The following is a 17,171-nucleotide window of genomic DNA, read 5'->3' as shown; positions in this document are numbered from 1 at the left end:
AAAAAAACCGCATAGGTGAGCCGTGGATACCCAACTGCTGAAGACCTTTCTCGAGGTCAGCCGGCTGCGCAATTTCGGCAAGGCCGCCGAGAGCCTCTGTGTCTCGCCGTCGACGGTCAGCGCACGCATTCGTCAACTCGAGGCGCAGCTGGGGTTGTCGCTGTTCAGCCGCGGCCATCACCACATCGGTTTGACCCCCGCCGGTGAGCGTATGGAGCGTCACGCCCGCTTTCTGCTCGACGCCTGGGAGCGAGCCTACGAGGACACCGCCCTGAGCGAGCGGCACCAGCGGCGTCTGGTGGTGGCGGGGGTCGCCAGCCTCTGGGATATCTTCCTGCAGGACTGGCTCGCCACCATCTACCGCGCCTACCCGACCCTGGGCGTTCGCGCCGAAGAGAGCACCCCGCTGCGGGTGGTCGAGAAACTGGAGCGCAACATGATCGACGTCGGTTTCCTCTACGACACCCCGCGCATCAGTGGCGTCGGGGTCGAGGAGGTGGCGACCATCCCGCTGGTGATGGTCTCCAGCCAGCCGGATAGACGCGCCGAGCAGGCGGTGGGCGAAGGCTACATCCGGGTCGAGTGGGGCACGGCGTTTGCCAGCATCCACGAGAGCAGCTTTCCGCAGCGCCAACTGGCGCGAGGCAGGGTCAACAGCGGTCGAATCGCCCTCGGCCTGCTGCTCGAGTGTGGCGGCGCCGCCTACCTGCCCCAGGACATCGTCGCCCCCTGGTGTGACCGGCAGCGGCTGTTCGTGGTCAAGGGCGCGCCCGTCATCGAGCTAAAGGCCTATGTGGCCTACCACTGGCACGGCGAGCACCGCGAATTGATCGGCGAGTTGATCGAGCATCTGGGGTGAAGAAACTTCAGTGAGCCGGCGGCCTTCTCGGCCCTTAAGGTCAAGACAGCAAAGCGCAAGGCTATCGTCCGCCGGCAACGAGCCACGTCTTCTCTCAAGGACTGAATGCGCTGAGTCGCTCTGGGTTCTGCTTCACGTGGACGACGGCAGAGCCTGGGTGAGACAAGGCTTGCTGAATCACGTCCTCGACCTGAGAGTCTTCGCTGATGGTCCAGCCACGGACGCCAAAGGATTCGGCCCAGGCGGCAAAGTCAGGGCTGGTGAGAGAGGTCCCTACTGGCCTTCCGGGGAAGATCTTTTCCTGGAAGCTGCGGATCGTTCCGTACAGTGAATTGTCGGCAATGATGATCTTGATGTTGGCGCCATAGTGCACCGCTGTAGCCAGCTCGTTGCAGGTCATCAAGGCGCCGCCATCCCCGAGGAAGGCGACAGCCGTACGGTCTTTGTTGTGCAGTCCCGCCGCAACAGCGTAAGGGACGCCGCTACCCATGGCCCCGGACGCACTGCCCAGGAGTCGCTGCCCAGGGCGCAGTACCAGGTAGCGATGGACCCAGGTCGCGAAATTGCCAGAGTCGAGGCAGAAGGTGGCATCTGCACAGGACAGCCGGTTGACGGCGTCCACGACGCCGCCAAAGTCGACGCCCTTTTCACTAGACCGGGGAGCAGGTGTGTAGGCGGCCAGCGAACGATAGTTCTCTCTCAGCTGTGCAACCCACGCCCCACGCCCGTCGGAGGGCTTGGGCGCTTCGCTTGCCGCCATGGCAGCAAGAAAGCGTTCACTGTCCGCGACGATACCGAGATGAGGTGAGATGTTGCGGCCGATGTGATCTGCACAGGGATAGACCTGAATGACGTCCTGGTCCGGCACCGGCGCCTTGGGAAAGCGGAAGCCCTGGGTGGTGATGTCGCCCAGGCGAGTTCCCACAGCCAGAATCAGGTCGGCCTGCTGCAAACTCTCCGACAGGCTGGCAGGCATGGTAAATCCGACCTGGCCGACCCAATGCTCGTGTTCGTTGGTCATTACCTCTTGCTGCTTGAAGGTCCCCAGTACGGGCAAGTTCCAGCGTTCGGCGACTTGCTCTAGTGCCTGGCGGGCTCCCTTGGTGTTGATCTGGCCCCCGGCCAGCAAAAGGGGACGCTTGGCTTCGGCCAGACGCTGCCGAACAAGATCCAGCTGCGCAAGGGAAGGTTCCGGTCGGGAAGAGGCTGCGTGAGGGATGATGTCGGAGGCCACGCGGTCCTGCAGCATATCCTCCGGAAGCACGATCACCACTGGTCCCGGTGACCCCGACATTGCCAGGTTCCAGGCGCGGGCAACGGTATCCACCACGCGGTCGCCTTCACGGATCTCGAAGACCGCCTTGGCGATATCCCCGAAGGTCTGACGGTATTCAACTTCCTGAAATGCGGCCCGATCCGACTCCTGCCGGGTAACATGACCGACGAATACCAGCAGCGGTACGCCATCCTGCTGTGCTGCATGCAGTGAGATGGCGGCATTCATGGTCCCAGGCCCCCGGCTGGTAAACAGGATGCCGGGGCGCTCCGCCAATCTGGCGTCTGCCACCGCCATGAAGCCCGCGCCGCCCTCGTGGCGGCATGAAATGACGCCAATGTCTCGATGCTCGTACATGGCATCGAGGGCTGACAGATAGCTCTCGCCTGGGACACAGAACACCCTGTCTGCACCAAGAGTAGAGAGCTGGTTGACCAACGCCTCCGCTGCAGATATTTCCATGTTGTCGCCTTTGTCGTTATCACTGCTGAAAGCCTGGTGGCGGCGTTGTCATCGCCACCACCAGGCTACTGGCCCAAGGTTGGTGCCAGGGCGTTAGAAGGAAATGTTCTCGGCCACCTTTTCGAGAGCTTCCTGGTTGGCTGTCAGGAACTCCTGATATTCCTCGCCAGCAAGGAAATTCGGTTCTGACCCCAGTTCTGTAATGAGCTTTTCTCTCAGCTCTTCGTTTTCGAGAGCTTTCTCGAACGCATCCGCCAGGATATCGATACGTTCCTGTGGTGTGCCCTGTGGCGCAAAAATCCCTCGGCTGGTCGCCGACTCCATCTGGATGCCCATCTCGTTGAACGTCGGGATGTCCTTCAGCGCCTCGCCACTCAGGCGTTCAGAATGCGCCACGCCAAGTGGGCGAAAGGTGCCGTCTGCATAGAACGATGAACAGCAAGCGGCATTGGTAATGGTGAAGTCGATTTCCTCCGCCATCAGCGCTGACATCTGCTCGGTAGTATCCGGATAGCTGATGAGTTTCACATCGTCGAGGTCAATGTCCATCGCATCGAACATTTGCATCCAGAAGAAATGGTCAGTTGAGGTCGGGATCATGCTGAACTTGACCTCGCCCGGATGATCCTCGATATATTGAGGGATCTCGCTGGCGTCTTGAACGGGGTGGCCAGGGTAGGTGGTGGGCATGTTGAATGTCTGGGTGACCCTAGCTACCGGAGAAAACGCGTCGTAGGAGTAGTCCACCATCCCGGCAATATAGGAAAGAGCAATATTGTCATGCCCACCTAGGATAGTGTAGCCGTCCGGATCCGAGTCCTTGACGTTTCGAGAACCGAGGGTGGCGCCGGCACCTGTCATGTTGACGGGAACAATCGATACGCCAAGCTCCTTTTCCGCCTCACGTGCAATTTGACGGAAGATGATGTCGGTTGGACCGCCGGCACCGTAGGGAATCACCAGGCGAATGTCGCGCTCGGGATAGTCGTCTGCGACAGCGGAAAACGAAACCATGGATGCCGTGGCGGCGATGGCGCTAGCGAGGGCAAGGGCTAGATGTTTCTTATGATACATGGATCGACTCCAGTCTTGTGGTTGTGGTTTTTTCAACTTGCTTTTGATGAAGACGCTTTTATGTTGCCTTGCTGTCACTGGATTGTGACTTCATCTTTTTGTTCTGCATGATGGAAAGTACGATCGAGGCGATGGATAGCGCGATGAAGAGAGCAGAAAGCGGACGAGTAAGGAAGGTGAGAAGGTTGCTATCCAGCTCGAGTGCCCGAAAGAGCTGCTGCTCCAGGTTTTGTCCGAGGACGACGCCCAGAATGAGTGGCGCAAGGGGTACGTCCGCCTTCCAGAGCAGATAACCGAAGATGCCAAAGCCGAACAGAACCCAGATATCAAAAAGGTTGTTGTTCAAGGCATAGGCGCCGATGGCGCAGAGCATCAGTACAATGGGCACGAGTATCTGCTGTGGAATCAGGGCAATACGTGCAAACCAGCGAACCAGCAGCAACTGGCAGAGAACCATCGCGACGGCAGCCATCAGCAGGCTGACGTAAACGGCGCCGACCAGCACCGGATTTTGCTCAAACATCAGGGGGCCCGGGGTAATACCATGCAGAATCAGCACCCCCATCATGATCGCCATGGGAAGATCACCGGGAATACCCAACGCCAGGGTGGGAACGAAGGCCCCACCGGCCACGGCGCTGTTGGACGCCTCCGATGCGATGATGCCTGCCGGGACCCCGGTACCAAACTTCTGAGGCTGAGACGAGAATTTCTTGGCCTGATCGTAGCTGATGAAGTTGGCGACTGTTCCGCCAGTTCCAGGGAGAGCACCGACAAAACTCCCGATAAGTGACGAGCGAACCGTATTCACCTTATGGCTAAAAATATCCTTTACGATGGTCCTGTATGGGATGCTTACGCTGACAGGGATTTCGTTCTCTTTCGTTGAGTTACCATTATTTGTTTTTTCGATATTCTCCATCAGTTGCGAGAAGGCAAAAATGCCAATCATGACGGGAAGTATCTCGAAACCAGAGCTCAGTAGTGTCGAATCAAAGTCGAAACGGATGTTGCTGTTTCTGTCATAGCCAACGGTTGTGATGAAAAGGCCCAGTGCGGCGGCTAGCATCCCCTTAAGTAGCCGGCCATTGGAGAGGCCTGCGACGAGAGTGAGAGCGAAGAGGATAAGGGTGGAAATTTCCCAGGGGCGGAAGTTCATGCTGAACTTGGCCAGCAGCGGTCCAAATAATACCAATACCGCAACGCTGATGACCGTACCGATGAACGAAGCCAGGACGCCAACACCCAGGGCCCGGCCAGGCTCACCTTTCAGCGCCATCGGATAGCCATCATAAACCGTAGTTATCGAAGAAGGTGTTCCAGGTATCCCCAGCATGACCCCGGAAACCAGGCCTCCTGAATATCCACCGACGAAAACGCCGACCATGATGGATACGCCACTGACAGGATCCATGGCGAAGGTGAAGGGGAATACCACCAGGATGGCCATGGTGACGGTAAAGCCGGGGATGCTTCCCCCGATGATACCGAACAAGACTCCAATGAAGATCAGCAGCAGCACGGATGGGCTGGCAACGAGCGAAAGCGCATGAGTAAAGAACTCGGCCATGATGTGTTCCTTATTGTTTGACTCAAGGCAACCAGATGCCGAGACCAAGTTGAAAGACTGCGTAGATCGAAAGGGCCACTGTCGGGCTGATCAATAGATTCATCGCGACCTTTCGCCGAGAGCCAACACCGAGGAGCAGTGCCATGGAGCCGGCGAGAAAAGCGATCGTTGATACCAGGTATCCGGCATAGGGGAGAACGGCAGCGTAGAGCCCAAAGAAGGCGAAGAGCAGCAATACTTTGTGATTGCGCTTGATCCACTCGCTGGCGCTCAGGTGGTTCAGGGGCCGTGTCTCGGCAATTTTGGTAAAGAGGGATCGCAGCAGGATCAACAGGGCGAGTACGGCAATGACGCCCAGCAAGAGGCGAGGAAAGAGTGCAGAGCCGTAGGGCTGCCAGCTGGTAGGGGGACGAATATTGCCTGACTCGGCGTACATGATGCCGCACAAGGCGAGCATGGCGACCGCAAGGACGCGGTCTCTGGTGACGATGGTCATACAGGCACTCTCCAGAACTCGTGCGGATATCAGGCCGAACGGATGTGGTCGTCTTGACCAGGGGCGACACAAGCAGCTGAGCCGTGAAGCCTTCGGTGACAGCAAGGCAAGCGTCGGGAGGCTGTGTCCGGGAGGTGTCTTGGCCCACCGGATACACACGGCACGGAGGAGGGGCGCCTGGCACCCGGAAGAGTTTTCGACTGCTTACAGGCTGGCATCGCGAATGGCGCGGCGATGCTCGCAGTAGCGTTATGGTCACCAGGCCTGGAGAGCCAGGGTCTGGAAGGCAAGGCGTACATCATGTCGTTACACCGTGGTTTGTATTGTTGGTGTGACAGCGATGGCTGAGTGGAGCCGTGGCGCGACGCAGTGCTTATCGACGATTTTTAGTATTTGTCTCGTTGTTTTTCTCAAAAATCGATTATTTGGCTAGAGTAGCCAGACCCGGGAAGGCGCGTCAACTGTCGGCGCGCAATTTGCCCGGCGGCGTGGGGTGGGAAGACGCCTCAGGAGGCGCGACGAGATTCGAGGCGAACGCAAGGACCTGACACCTGGAACGCAACGCAAGTCGATACGCGCCATGGAGCGACGTCCGCAGCGACGGGCTCGCTTGCGGTCTGTGGACTCAGGGGGGGGCTCTTGCTGGCGCCAGGAAGAGTAGAGCTGAGAGCAGCAGTCTGCTTGGCGCCAAGAGGCCTTTCGGACGGTACGAAGGCGGGTTTATGACTGCGGTTAAAATGAGAAATTTATAAACCCGAGAGGTAAGCATGATTGGAGCACGACTGAAGCGTGCCCGTGCGGCCGCAGGTCTTTCCATGCTGGCCCTGGGCAACGCACCGACGTCAGCGCCAACATGATCAAGAAGTACGAGCATGCATGCCTGGCTCCGGCATGCTGACAAAGCTGTCCAAGGAGCTTGGCGTGCGCACGGAGTACTTGTTTCGCCCGGTGAAGACCGAGCTGGGTGAGGTGGAGTACCGCGAGCGCTTGTCGATGCCGGCCAACATGCTGATTGAATTGGAAAACTTTGGGTGAAAAAAGCGAAAAGCCCCGGTGAAACCACCGAGGCTGTAGCGCCGACCGGGAACTCCCAATCCACTTGATTCACAGTCAAGTGGATTCGCTAGCCAGGGTCAATACGTCTTCTGTGCTGAATGCTCGACTGGCCTTGGCGGATACAGCGGCCCTCACTCAATATTCTGAATCTGAAGATGTAATTTGATGTATTTTTTATTTATAAAACAGTTGGTTAGTTTTATTTTGTGCATAGTTTTTTATTTGTTCCTACCCATCTTACTCCCCATCTGGTAGGAGAGAGACAGTCCTAGCTGAGAGCAAATGCAAACCTACCACAATCAGCTCAAGGTGACGCTCTCGCAGGGGGCTTCGTGCGTGCGATGAAATGTCCACCACCTCTGGGCTGGTATTGAGAGTAATGTCAGCAGCGTAGTGGTGAAAATGCCGCTACTGACCTTGGGGGCGTGCATGATGTCCTGTTCAAGGCTTCCCAGACACCGTTCGCTGCGGGGAACCTTCTTCTTGTTCTGTTGCTGAGCCTGAGCGACAGAAATCTGCTTCATCGGTTGGCTTTGGTCAGACAGTGGCAAGAAAGCCAGGTTTTACCCTGCGGTTGACTCTCCGTCAGCTGCGGAGGTGTTTACGCAGCGCTTCCCTAGCCCCACAGCTACTCACTCTGCGACGGAAATGGGGCTCCCTCGCTTTCTTCCGCCTGATGACGTCGTTGCTCCGGCGTCCATAACGTCTTGAGATAGTTCACCACGGAGCGGATCTCGGCGGGGGTCAGGACATTCTCGAAGGCCGGCATCGTCAGTCGCTCGGTCTTGTTCCAGGGGTCGCGCCATCCCTCGGCGATGATCCGGTAGAGCATCGCATCGGAGTGTTTCCAGGTATGCCCCTCCGGCCCGTGAGGGGGAGCGGGCAATTCGCCCTGGGCATTCTGGTGCTCCCAGTTCGGCTGGCCCTCGCCCTCGCTGCCGTGGCAGCTGGCACAGTACTGCTGGTAGATCCTTTCTCCCTCTTCCAGCCGAGAGGTATCGCGCGAAGAGGGGCCACCCCCCGCCATGGCCTGCCCGGCGGCACTCATCAGCAGCCACGTTGTGACGAGGATCCAGAGCTTACGCATCGGGGGGTGTCCAGGTTTGGCCCTGATCTTCGCTGCGCATGAGCTCCCCCTCGCGATCCAGGGCATAGAGCGTTCCCTGCGGCGCAAGCGTAAGCGTGACGAACGTCGGGCCATCACCCTTTACTTGCTGCCACTCCTGGCCGCCATTGTCGCTGCGCCACAGGCCTTGCTCCGTGGCCACATAGACGTGTTCGGGATCGTCGAGCTTGTAGGCCAGATCATAGACTCTGCCGGCATCGAGCTCCCCGGTCGGTCGCCAGCCGCAGAAGCAATCCATCGACAGGCGAACCGCATCGTCGGACACCGCATAGAGCCAGCCAGTCTGCATGCTCCCCTCCATATCGGAGTGGATGAGCCGGCGAACGGGTTGGGCAGGACCGCTATCCATCTTCTTCCAGGTCGTGCCGGCATCCTCACTCTGGTAGAGGCCGTCGTCGGCAATCACCACATAGAGTGTCTCGGGCTGATGGCGGTGCACGTCCAAGGCGGTAACGTCCTGGTTAGGCAAGCCATCGTTGAGTTCCTGCCAGGTTTCTCCATGATCGGTGCTGCGCTGCACCCCGATCGAGGGGCCGGCGATATAGAGGGCATGTTCGGCTGTTGCCGATACCGTTACCAACCGTCCCTCCGCTACTTCGTCGGGCAAGGGAATCATCGTCCAGGCCGCTCGGCCATCCGTGCTTTCGAAAAGCTGGTTGGCCTGGACCTTGAGCAGCCGTTCGCCTGTTTGGTCATAACTCAGCGACGGCAATGCCTCCTCGGCGGCCCCGGCCATACTGACGAAGCTCAGACTGGCCATGACCCAGCTCGTCAGTGACAGGGCACGCCAGAAGCGACTCGTGATCTTGTTCATTGCAATATTTCCTCGAATAATGGCTAGCCGATGCTGCCTAGCGCCGGGAAGGTGCGCAATAACCAATAGGACAGCTCGGTCAGTTTGCCGGTGATCATCAAGATGCCCATCAGGATCATGATCAGCCCGGCCGCCAGATGCGTGACCCGGCCCCAGCGGCGCAGAAATTTCTGGTGTTGCAGGAAGCGATCGAGTGACACCGCCGTCAACAGAAAGGGCACCCCCAGGCCCAGCGAATAGATGCCGAGCAACGCCATTCCGCTCGGGGCATTGGCCGTCGAGGCGCTGACGGTCAGAATGGCGCCCAGGATCGGGCCGATACAGGGGGTCCAGCCGAACGCGAACGCCACACCCAGCAGATAAGCCGCACTGGGCCCCCCGCCCGCTTCCTTAAGCCTGCCGATAAATCGCCATTCTCGCTGTAACCAATGCAGCGGAATGAGCCCGGTCATGAAGGCACCGAACAGGATGACGATGATACCACCGACCAGGTTGGCTTCCTGGCGGTAGACCAGCAGCAGGCGACCGATGGCCGTGGCACTGGCACCCAGCATCAGGAATACCGTGGAGAACCCGAGCACGAACCATATTGACTGGGTCAATACCCGGAGCCGCTCCCGCCGGTCCGCTTCCCGTATCTGCCCCAGCGAGCGCCCGGCCACGAAGGAGAGATAGCTAGGCACGAGCGGCAAGACACAGGGCGAAGCGAACGAGGTCAGGCCCGCCAGAAAGGCCGTGGCCAGGCCGATATTGGCAACTTCCCACATCCCCCCTTAATCCCGTGGCTAGGCTTGGAGCTTGGAGTCGGGGCGCTCGGATGGCACCTGGTGATCCGCTGCTTGGCGATTGGCAGATGCCGTCTCCGTGGTTACCGCGGTAGAGGCTTCCACGTTGGCTTGGACGTCAGGGGCTTCGCCCGGCTCGGTAGCCTTGCCTTTCTTGTCCTTGCATTTCAGCATACACATTGCTCCACACATGACTAGGCAAGGCAACAGGGTCACCAGGATAGGGGCGATGCCCAGCAGGACCAGTTGATCCCAGCCCATGGCAAGACCACCAGCCACCGCCACAGCGCCCAGCAGCATCCAGCGGCGTGGGCCTGTTACCAGGCCTTTCAGTCCGGCTTTCTCTTGGCCCTTTTGGGGCTTGTCGTCACAGCAACTCATGGCGCGTCCTCCTGGGTGGTTTCTATGGTTTCGGCAAGAAAGTCGATCATTTCAGGGGTATCCCACTCGGCCTCCCCGACCAGGCGTCCGATCTCCCTGCCCTGGCGGTCGAGCAGAAGCGTCGTGGGAATACCCACGGCACTGAGGTTCGCGCTGGCCATGCCGGTTGGATCGACGTAGGGAGCGAGATGCTCGATCCCCACCTCCTGATAGAATTCGTTGACGACCTCGATGCCTTTGCGATCGATCGAGAGTGCGACGACCTCGAAATCCGTACCACCCAATTCAGCCTGGAGGGCATCCAGGGTGGGCATTTCCTCGCGGCAAGGGCCACACCATGTCGCCCAGATGTTGAGCAGGATCAGCTTTCCTCCGAAAGTGGTCAGCGTCAGCGGGGTACCGTCGCCAGCCTCGAAGCTAATTTCCGACACCTCGCGTGGGCTTTCCCAGAGAAGAAACCCATTCGGCCCCACACGTTTGGGTGGTTCGGCGACGGCCAAAGAGGTGATCATTCCCCACAATGCCACCGCTACCCAACTGGTCCCGATCAGTTGTCTCATGACCAAGGCTCACCTTCAGTGGGTGGCGTAAACTTCAGGGGTATCGGTCGGCTGAAAGGCCAGGGTGTAAACCTCCAGTGGGCCCTGTTTCTCGCCCGACATCCCCGGTGAGCCAAGTGGCATTCCGGGTACGCTCAGGCCTTTGATGAAAGGTTTCTCTTCGAGTACCTGGGTGACGCTTTCCACGGGTACGTGGCCCTCGAAGACATAGTTGTCGATGAGCGTGGTATGGCAACCCTGCAGTTTCTCGGAAACATCGTGTTCGGCTTTCATCTTCGCGAGATCGTGAGTATCGATTGTCTCCACTTCGAACCCGTTTCGTTCGAGATACTTGGCATATTCGGCGCAACAGCCACAGTTGGGGTTCTTGTAGAGGGTTGCCGACGTCTCGGCTGCCAACCCTGTCAGGGGGAAGGTCAATAGAGAAGCGATGGTCAGCGCTTTCCAGTGTTTCATACGCTAAGGCTCCATAGAGTTCACGAGAACGTTCGGCAGCTAGGCCGGCTATACTCTCGCGGCATTAATCGAAGGTGTTGACGACAGTATGGCGAATGCGATCCCACACACCGGTGGATAATGTCTCTGGTCCTTCTGCCAACACCTTTACATAGTAAACTAGGTGCTCCGGATCGAATTTGAGCCCATGAAAGCGGGCCCGTATCCGTCCTGATTGGTCGATGACATGAGTCACAACGCCATGCGCCTGGACGCCCTCGGCCACATCGTCGAATTTCAGACCGTAGGCTTCCGCGACCTGGCGTGTGGTGTCGACAAACTCATTTTCGCTTCGATAAAGAAACCGCCAGTTGGCGGGGTCCAGATCGAAATTTTCACCGTAGGCCCGCATGTTGTTGTGCGTGCCGGCAAAGTCCTCACTGTCGGTAGCGATGGTGATAAATTCAACATCATATCGTAGGCCGGTATCGTTGACTCGCTCTTGCACCTCGGCAATCAGGTTCATATGCACCGGGCAGGCTTCTTGATAGCGCGAGTGGATGATATTGAGCACCACGACGCTTTGTTCCAAGTCGGAAGACGACACGCCATTGCTGTCTGTATTATTCAACGAAAATTCCGGCGATGGCTGGTCGATGAATTGGGCGTAACGTTCCCACTCTTGCAGCTCTTCCTCGGTATCTTCGAGGGAATGGGAAAAGACAGGAGAACTGGGCATCAATGCCAAGACGAGTAGTGGTGTATACAGTTCTTTTTCACGTACCGTCCTCCCTTCGCGTTACCCAGTTCTAACGAAGGCTGCTCCTATGCGGAGCAGCCCCGGCCAGTGCCACTTCAGGTGTTGCTGTCGGTTTCATGGCCTTGTTGCATATTTTCCATCATGGCATTGCAGTTTTTCATCATGGTATTCATTTCACGCATCATTCCCATCATGTCGTGCATGCTGCCCTCCTGCATCATGTCGCCCTCCATTGGCGTCTGCTGATTCTCTTCCTGCGCAAGAAGCGAGCCGGCTCCGAAGCTGCTGGCGACGATGATGGCGGCAGTCAAGATTGCTGTGTGACGTTTCCGCATGACACTTCTCCTCAATCTTTCTGGGAATCACCTTTCCACCAGCAAGGCTGATAGAAGGCCTGGCTTGGATTTCTACCTGGCAGCAGCGCTGCTTGCTGGAAAGATATCCTTAAAGCAAACTTCAAGGTCAAGACTTTATTTTTTGCGTTCCCGCTTTATGCAGCAGGCCACCAGTTGAACGCTACAGCCATACCTTGACCTTTGGGCGGCCTCACGGTTGTAGGCTGTCTGAAAACGGGCAGGTGAGGAAAAGACAATGCGAGTCACTGAACTGGCTCGGGCTGGTGGGGTCACTGCGGAAACGGTACGCCACTACACCCGTGAGGGGTTGTTACGACCGCAACGGGACTCGCGCAACGGCTATCAACTCTATGACGAGAAGGCACTGGGTCGCCTGCGTCTCATTAATTGCCTTCGCTCTTTGGGAGTCGGTCTCCCAGACATCAAGCAGATATTGACCTGGGCGGAGCACGACATGCCTCCGGTTAGCGATACGTACGCTCCCCTGGCTGAACAAGGGCGCTACATTCGCTCGCGGATCCATGAACTCCAGGCGATAGCGCGATGGTTGGAAAGCATCGACCATGATGATGGTTCCGAGGCCCCTAGCCTGAAGCAACTGATCGAATCGCTGGGATCGGCACAACCGGCTATCGTGACGGATGGCCCGTGCGGTTGCCATTAGTGATGCGACGGCGCCATGCTGGCCATATCGTCCATGCCGGTCATGGAGTGCAGATGCCAGAGTTGCCAGACGGCAAACGCGATGATCAGCAACGCCGCCAGCGTGCGGGTCGCTGGATGGCGAATCCATAGCGAGATGCGCCGGGCAGCCATACCGGTCGCCAGGACGACGGGGAGGGTGCCAAGCCCGAAGGCCCCCATCATCGCCGCGGCGCGTAGCGGCTCGGCTACGGCCAGACTCCAGGCCAGCATTGAATAGATCAGCCCGCAGGGCATCCAGCCCCAGATCGAGCCCAGCGCGAAGGCCTGGGGTACCTTCACGACGGGCATCAAGCCTCGACCTAGCGGTTCGATACGCCACCACAGGGAGCGACCCAGGGCTTCGATACGTAGCAACCCCTTCCACCAGTTGGCGATATACAGCGCCATCAGAATCAGCATGACCGCCGCCAGGATACGCAGCACCAGGGCGATGCCGTCCAGGGCATGATTGAGCACGGAGCCGAGTAGCGCCACCAGAGCGCCGGCGATCATGTAACTGCTGATGCGGCCCAGGTTGTAGCCGAGCAGCAGGCCGGCCAGGCGTCCCGGCTGCCGCATGCTGGAGGGCACGGCAAAGGTCAGGGCACTCATGATCCCGCCACACATGCCGATGCAGTGCGCCCCTCCGAGCAGGCCGAAGACGAAGGCCGCCGCCAGCGGCGGCAGGCTGAGGTCGGTGGGATCCAATCAAGGCGCTCCTTCTTCGCTATTCCCAGTATCACGAGGAGGAGAATCGAAGGCTGCCGGAGGGGGAACCGTACAGCGCGTCGAGCTCGACCAGCTCGGGCGGATAGCAGAGTCCCAGGTCGGAACACCCCTGAAAGGTCACCGTGATGGCCAGCGGCTCGGCAGCGGTGTCGCTCGCCTCGATGGGCGCACTGAATACCACCTGGTCATAGAACACCTCGATTTCCCCCAGAGACGCGTGCACCATGGGTTCGCCGGGGGGAATTGCCAGCTCACCGAAACTGACGCCCGGAGAGCGACTTTCCAGTGCAAACCGATGGCGGTGGAGGTAATAGTCCTCGGCAATGACGAAACCGACGTAGAGCCGCCTATCGTCTCGCCAGGCGCTGGCCCGGAAGGCTTCTTTAGTCGCCAGGAATTCCCGTTGAGCCGAGGTACCGAAGGGGGAGCTCTTGCCACTGCCCGCGGGAAACTCTCCACGGGCCGCTACCGGTGTGGCGACGAACAGCAGCACCAGCAGAAAGGTGAAGGCCGTGTTCATGAGGCCGTCGCCGTTTTCGCCCTATCCACTGGCTGACGCATTGACCAGACAACCAGAGCCAGCCCCGCGATGAGCATCGGCAGGGTCAACAGCTGCCCCATGGTCAGCCAGCCGAAGGCGACGAACCCAAGGTGAGGATCGGGCAGGCGCACGAACTCCACGCCGAAGCGGAAGGTGCCATAAAGCACCAGGAACAACCCCGAGATGAGCCCTCGCTGGCGCGGTCGGCGCGACAACCACCACAGCACGGCAAACAGTACTACCCCTTCCAGGGCGAACTCGTAGAGCGCTGAAGGGTGGCGCGGCTCCGGCCCCAGCCCCATCATGGGAGGGAAGACCATCGCCCAAGGGATATCGCTGACCCTTCCCGGCAACTCGTGATTGATGAAGTTGCCGAGGCGCCCGGCACCCAGGCCGATCGGCACTAGCGGGGCGATGAAATCGGTCAACTGAAAGAAGGCCAGGCGGTGCTTGCGGGCAAACAGCCATGCCGCGAGCAACACACCGGCCAGGCCGCCATGAAAGCTCATGCCGCCGTCCCAGATTCTGAAGAGCCACAGTGGGTTGGCCAGCAGTTGCTCGAGCCCATAGAACAGCGCATAGCCCAGGCGGCCACCCAAGATGATCCCCACGGCAGCGTAAAAAATCAGATCGCCGATATCATCGTGACTCAAACCCAGGCGATGGGCTCGACGACGCCCTAGCCACCAGGCGGCGACCAGCCCGACTACGTACATCAGGCCGTACCAGTGAATCTGTACTGGCCCCAGAGAAATGGCCACGGGATCAATCTGAGGATATTGCAGCATAAGCCTTCCTTATCTGACCGTTACCGGCCGCGTTATCAATAAAAGTAACTTTCAGCACGCTCGATGACTCATTGCTGCCATTTTTCTATCTCCTGAATAACTTTCTCAACATCCTCGGGAGTGATATAGCCCGTATGCTTATAGCGGATAATGCCCTCGGTATCGACGAGGAAAGTCTCTGGCACACCATAGACACCTAGCTCGAACCCAAGATCGCCATCCGGATCAAAAATATTGACTTCGAAAGGTCGTCCAAAATGGTCAAGAAACTCCAGCCCCTTGGCACGGGTGTCCTTGTAGTTGATGCCAATCAAGCGCACACCACGTTCGGCCAGTGTCAGCAACTGGGGCATCTCTTCCTTACAGGTTGGACACCACTCCGCCCAGACATTGACCAGCGTGACCTCACCCTTGAGGAGGGACTCGTCAACACGGCGTGAGGGGGCTTCCAGAGTTGTCAGGGTAAAGGGTGGGAAATGCTTGGCCAGTAGAGCCGAATCGCGAGCGAAAGGATTCATTTCCAAACCACGATAGAGGAAGAACCCCAGTCCCAGGAAAACCAACAGAGGAATAAGCAGTAACAGTCGCCGTTTCACGTATGCGTCTCACAGGATGTCAGCTGTCATGGTTCATGTATTCCGAGCCCAGACGAGTTTTGCCAGGATCGGCAGGAGCGTGATGCCACTGATCAGAATCAACGCGACCGCGAGGCCGTGGGAGTCGGTAGCTATGAGTATCTCCCCGAACATGACGATCAAGTACGCCGTCGGAAGTACGCCAGCCAGCGTGGCAATCAAGAAACGCCAGAAGGCCAGCGGTGTCAGGCCTGCCGCGTAGCTGACGGCATCAAACGAAATGAATGGCACCAATCGCGATGCGAATACGACGAGCATCAACCCCGTCTGAGAGCGTTCTCTGCCCAGCCAGTCGAGGATGGGGCGAGTACGCGACCAGCGATGGATCACCTCATAGCCGAGCAGGCGAGCGATGCCGAAAGCGAGCAACGCGCCGGCCTCGGCACCGATGACCACATACGCCGTCCCCCATAGAGGGCCGTAGATCGCACCGGCCACTATGGCTATCGGCCCACTGGGTATCGGGCTCATGACAATGGCCGCTATCATCATGGCGATAATGGTCAATGGCCCCCAGACCCCCAACTGGCCAACCCACTCACGCAGGACCTGCTTATTGGTGAGCGTCGATAAGGCACCGGTCTCCATCAGGATCCAATAGAGGATCACCAAGCCAATCAGCACAGAAGCTCCCAATATGAGCCTGTGTTTTACACCGAGCGTGCTTGCCATACTCATCTCAGTTGTGTGAGATGACATCTCATGTCACCCCTGTGCCGTTATGGCGCGTCATTCGACACCCAATATGTCGCGAAGCCGGTCGGTCGACACCGCACCATTGATGCGCTGCACATTACCTTCATCATCGCGGTAATAGCTGGTCGGCGTTCCCGTGGCGCCGGCCTCGCGCATGAGCTGGGCATGCCGCCTAAGAAGCGCTCGACTCTCCTCCGACGGCACCACCGGACTGATGCCGCCATTGCGGAAGTTCAATTCATGGGTTTCGAGGGCTTTGGTTGGGGCATTCGACTCAAGGATCGCGGCCGCCTTGCGGAGACTGCCCTCTGACAGAACGCCGACCAGCACATGACGAAGCTGAAGTTCACCTTGATCGATTAGAGGTCGTGAGCTCTTCCACAGTGCATTGCAGTAGGGACAATTGGGGTCGGTCAGCGTATACACGATATGTGATGCATCATCATCCCCTTCCGGAATGAAGCGAGTGTCCTCGAACGCGCTCCAGGTAGCTTCCAGCATCGGTTCCAGCACCAGAGCTTGAAGCTGGTTTTCCATTACAGCGTTGCCCTGAGGATCAATTAAGGTACCGATGATAGCGTGGTCGGAAGTGGAGGGAATATAAGCCGCCACGGGCTCATTATCATAGGACAAGGCATAACCTTGTATATCGTCCGGGGCATTAAAGGTTCCATGGAATTTGAGTCCTTGATCCAATAATGTCGTAATCGATGCGGGCAGGGGAGCTCCAGTATCGGCTGCACTAATGGCCTGGTGGCCTTCAAGGGAATCGCCCCCCGCTTCCTCCGCCAGAGCGGGAAGCGTAATGAGACCGAACAGCCCTGCAATAACAAGGCAATAAGTGGAATAGATGATTTTCTTCATGAACGGTCTCTTTGTCGCTCTCTGATCAACCCCGGAATCGTGCCTGCTTGTAGCGATGGGCTGTCAGCTATCACGCTTCTTTCCGAAGAACAGATACTTGGCGAGCGCGGCGACGCCAAACACCAGCGCGATAATCAGCAGGATGGAAATGAGCCCCATCCCTGCCATCCCCCACGTGCATGCTTCGCTTCCCATCATCTTGGTCTCCTATTAAATTTTGCTAC

General features: G+C 58.3%; 22 protein-coding genes. 3 read left to right on the top strand and 19 right to left on the bottom strand.

What is annotated here, in order from left to right; all coding sequences use genetic code 11:
• Window positions 1–22 precede the first annotated feature (22 nt).
• The gene (locus NKF27_RS20680; protein ID WP_253554701.1) at window positions 23–859 is read left to right on the top strand and encodes a LysR family transcriptional regulator; all 837 of its coding nucleotides are present in this window, start codon (window positions 23–25) and stop codon (window positions 857–859) included.
• 94 nt (window positions 860–953) lie between these two features.
• On the opposite strand, the gene NKF27_RS20675 is transcribed toward NKF27_RS20680, so the two are convergent.
• From NKF27_RS20675 to NKF27_RS20660, 4 genes are all read right to left on the bottom strand, one after another.
• Window positions 954–2,597, bottom strand: a complete 1,644-nt coding sequence (locus tag NKF27_RS20675; RefSeq protein WP_301271173.1) for a thiamine pyrophosphate-dependent enzyme — start codon at window positions 2,595–2,597, stop codon at window positions 954–956.
• Between the two features lie 93 nt (window positions 2,598–2,690).
• Entirely contained in the window at window positions 2,691–3,671 is a 981-nt protein-coding gene (locus NKF27_RS20670; RefSeq protein WP_253554698.1) for a tripartite tricarboxylate transporter substrate binding protein, read from the bottom strand.
• 58 nt (window positions 3,672–3,729) lie between these two features.
• Window positions 3,730–5,241 (bottom strand): tripartite tricarboxylate transporter permease, encoded by a 1,512-nt coding sequence (locus tag NKF27_RS20665; protein WP_253554697.1) that lies wholly within the window; start codon window positions 5,239–5,241, stop codon window positions 3,730–3,732.
• A gap of 22 nt (window positions 5,242–5,263) precedes the next feature.
• Window positions 5,264–5,737, bottom strand: a complete 474-nt coding sequence (locus NKF27_RS20660; protein ID WP_253554696.1) for a tripartite tricarboxylate transporter TctB family protein — start codon at window positions 5,735–5,737, stop codon at window positions 5,264–5,266.
• Between the two features lie 891 nt (window positions 5,738–6,628).
• Between NKF27_RS20660 and NKF27_RS20655 the strand changes: the two genes are divergently transcribed.
• Complete coding sequence (locus NKF27_RS20655) at window positions 6,629–6,772, top strand: hypothetical protein (RefSeq protein WP_253554695.1); 144 nt, start codon at window positions 6,629–6,631, stop codon at window positions 6,770–6,772.
• Between the two features lie 649 nt (window positions 6,773–7,421).
• On the opposite strand, the gene NKF27_RS20650 is transcribed toward NKF27_RS20655, so the two are convergent.
• From NKF27_RS20650 to NKF27_RS20615, 8 genes are all read right to left on the bottom strand, one after another.
• Window positions 7,422–7,841 carry a cytochrome c gene (locus NKF27_RS20650; RefSeq protein WP_231498565.1) on the bottom strand — a complete coding sequence of 140 codons (420 nt, stop codon included), beginning with the start codon at window positions 7,839–7,841 and terminating at the stop codon, window positions 7,422–7,424.
• 31 nt (window positions 7,842–7,872) lie between these two features.
• Complete coding sequence (locus NKF27_RS20645) at window positions 7,873–8,733, bottom strand: YCF48-related protein (RefSeq protein WP_253554693.1); 861 nt, start codon at window positions 8,731–8,733, stop codon at window positions 7,873–7,875.
• A gap of 23 nt (window positions 8,734–8,756) precedes the next feature.
• Window positions 8,757–9,500 (bottom strand): cytochrome c biogenesis CcdA family protein, encoded by a 744-nt coding sequence (locus tag NKF27_RS20640; RefSeq protein ID WP_045991676.1) that lies wholly within the window; start codon window positions 9,498–9,500, stop codon window positions 8,757–8,759.
• A gap of 18 nt (window positions 9,501–9,518) precedes the next feature.
• Window positions 9,519–9,899 carry a hypothetical protein gene (locus NKF27_RS20635; protein ID WP_185696437.1) on the bottom strand — a complete coding sequence of 127 codons (381 nt, stop codon included), beginning with the start codon at window positions 9,897–9,899 and terminating at the stop codon, window positions 9,519–9,521.
• Window positions 9,896–10,459 (bottom strand): TlpA disulfide reductase family protein, encoded by a 564-nt coding sequence (locus NKF27_RS20630; protein ID WP_071211088.1) that lies wholly within the window; start codon window positions 10,457–10,459, stop codon window positions 9,896–9,898. The genes NKF27_RS20635 and NKF27_RS20630 overlap by 4 nt, the downstream gene beginning before the upstream one ends.
• Window positions 10,460–10,474: 15 nt before the next feature.
• On the bottom strand, window positions 10,475–10,915 hold the full coding sequence (locus NKF27_RS20625) for a DUF411 domain-containing protein (protein WP_035414165.1): 441 nt from the start codon (window positions 10,913–10,915) through the stop codon (window positions 10,475–10,477).
• Between the two features lie 64 nt (window positions 10,916–10,979).
• Window positions 10,980–11,633 (bottom strand): redoxin domain-containing protein, encoded by a 654-nt coding sequence (locus NKF27_RS20620; RefSeq protein WP_253556526.1) that lies wholly within the window; start codon window positions 11,631–11,633, stop codon window positions 10,980–10,982.
• A gap of 116 nt (window positions 11,634–11,749) precedes the next feature.
• Window positions 11,750–11,989, bottom strand: a complete 240-nt coding sequence (locus NKF27_RS20615; RefSeq protein WP_045991679.1) for a hypothetical protein — start codon at window positions 11,987–11,989, stop codon at window positions 11,750–11,752.
• 256 nt (window positions 11,990–12,245) lie between these two features.
• Here NKF27_RS20615 and NKF27_RS20610 point away from each other — a divergent pair, with 256 nt between their 5' ends.
• Window positions 12,246–12,674 (top strand): MerR family transcriptional regulator, encoded by a 429-nt coding sequence (locus NKF27_RS20610; RefSeq protein WP_083970235.1) that lies wholly within the window; start codon window positions 12,246–12,248, stop codon window positions 12,672–12,674.
• Here the strand turns inward: NKF27_RS20610 and NKF27_RS20605 are convergent.
• The 7 genes from NKF27_RS20605 to NKF27_RS21205 all read right to left on the bottom strand — a co-directional run bounded on the left by NKF27_RS20605 (window position 12,671) and on the right by NKF27_RS21205 (window position 17,145).
• Window positions 12,671–13,402 carry a sulfite exporter TauE/SafE family protein gene (locus NKF27_RS20605; RefSeq protein WP_108450074.1) on the bottom strand — a complete coding sequence of 244 codons (732 nt, stop codon included), beginning with the start codon at window positions 13,400–13,402 and terminating at the stop codon, window positions 12,671–12,673. The two genes, NKF27_RS20610 and NKF27_RS20605, sit on opposite strands and share 4 nt — an antisense overlap.
• A gap of 31 nt (window positions 13,403–13,433) precedes the next feature.
• Window positions 13,434–13,943 (bottom strand): protein-disulfide reductase DsbD N-terminal domain-containing protein, encoded by a 510-nt coding sequence (locus NKF27_RS20600; RefSeq protein ID WP_240184315.1) that lies wholly within the window; start codon window positions 13,941–13,943, stop codon window positions 13,434–13,436.
• Window positions 13,940–14,752, bottom strand: a complete 813-nt coding sequence (lgt, locus tag NKF27_RS20595) for a prolipoprotein diacylglyceryl transferase (protein WP_253554691.1) — start codon at window positions 14,750–14,752, stop codon at window positions 13,940–13,942. Before lgt ends, NKF27_RS20600 begins: the two co-directional genes overlap by 4 nt.
• A 68-nt stretch (window positions 14,753–14,820) precedes the next feature.
• Window positions 14,821–15,348, bottom strand: coding sequence for a DsbE family thiol:disulfide interchange protein (locus tag NKF27_RS20590; RefSeq protein ID WP_035414173.1), 528 nt, complete (start codon window positions 15,346–15,348; stop codon window positions 14,821–14,823).
• A 33-nt stretch (window positions 15,349–15,381) separates the two neighbouring features.
• On the bottom strand, window positions 15,382–16,059 hold the full coding sequence (locus NKF27_RS20585; RefSeq protein ID WP_253554690.1) for a TVP38/TMEM64 family protein: 678 nt from the start codon (window positions 16,057–16,059) through the stop codon (window positions 15,382–15,384).
• 57 nt (window positions 16,060–16,116) lie between these two features.
• Window positions 16,117–16,947 carry a thiol:disulfide interchange protein DsbG gene (gene dsbG, locus NKF27_RS20580; protein WP_253554689.1) on the bottom strand — a complete coding sequence of 277 codons (831 nt, stop codon included), beginning with the start codon at window positions 16,945–16,947 and terminating at the stop codon, window positions 16,117–16,119.
• A 63-nt stretch (window positions 16,948–17,010) separates the two neighbouring features.
• The gene (locus NKF27_RS21205) at window positions 17,011–17,145 is read right to left on the bottom strand and encodes a hypothetical protein (RefSeq protein WP_275886765.1); all 135 of its coding nucleotides are present in this window, start codon (window positions 17,143–17,145) and stop codon (window positions 17,011–17,013) included.
• Window positions 17,146–17,171 lie beyond the last annotated feature (26 nt).

Source organism: Halomonas sp. DN3 (assembly GCF_024137905.1).
GTDB classification, from domain to species: Bacteria; Pseudomonadota; Gammaproteobacteria; order Pseudomonadales; family Halomonadaceae; genus Halomonas; species Halomonas litopenaei.
The sequence above is the reverse complement of the archived record's forward strand: the minus strand, read 5'-3'. Positions and strand labels throughout refer to the sequence as shown.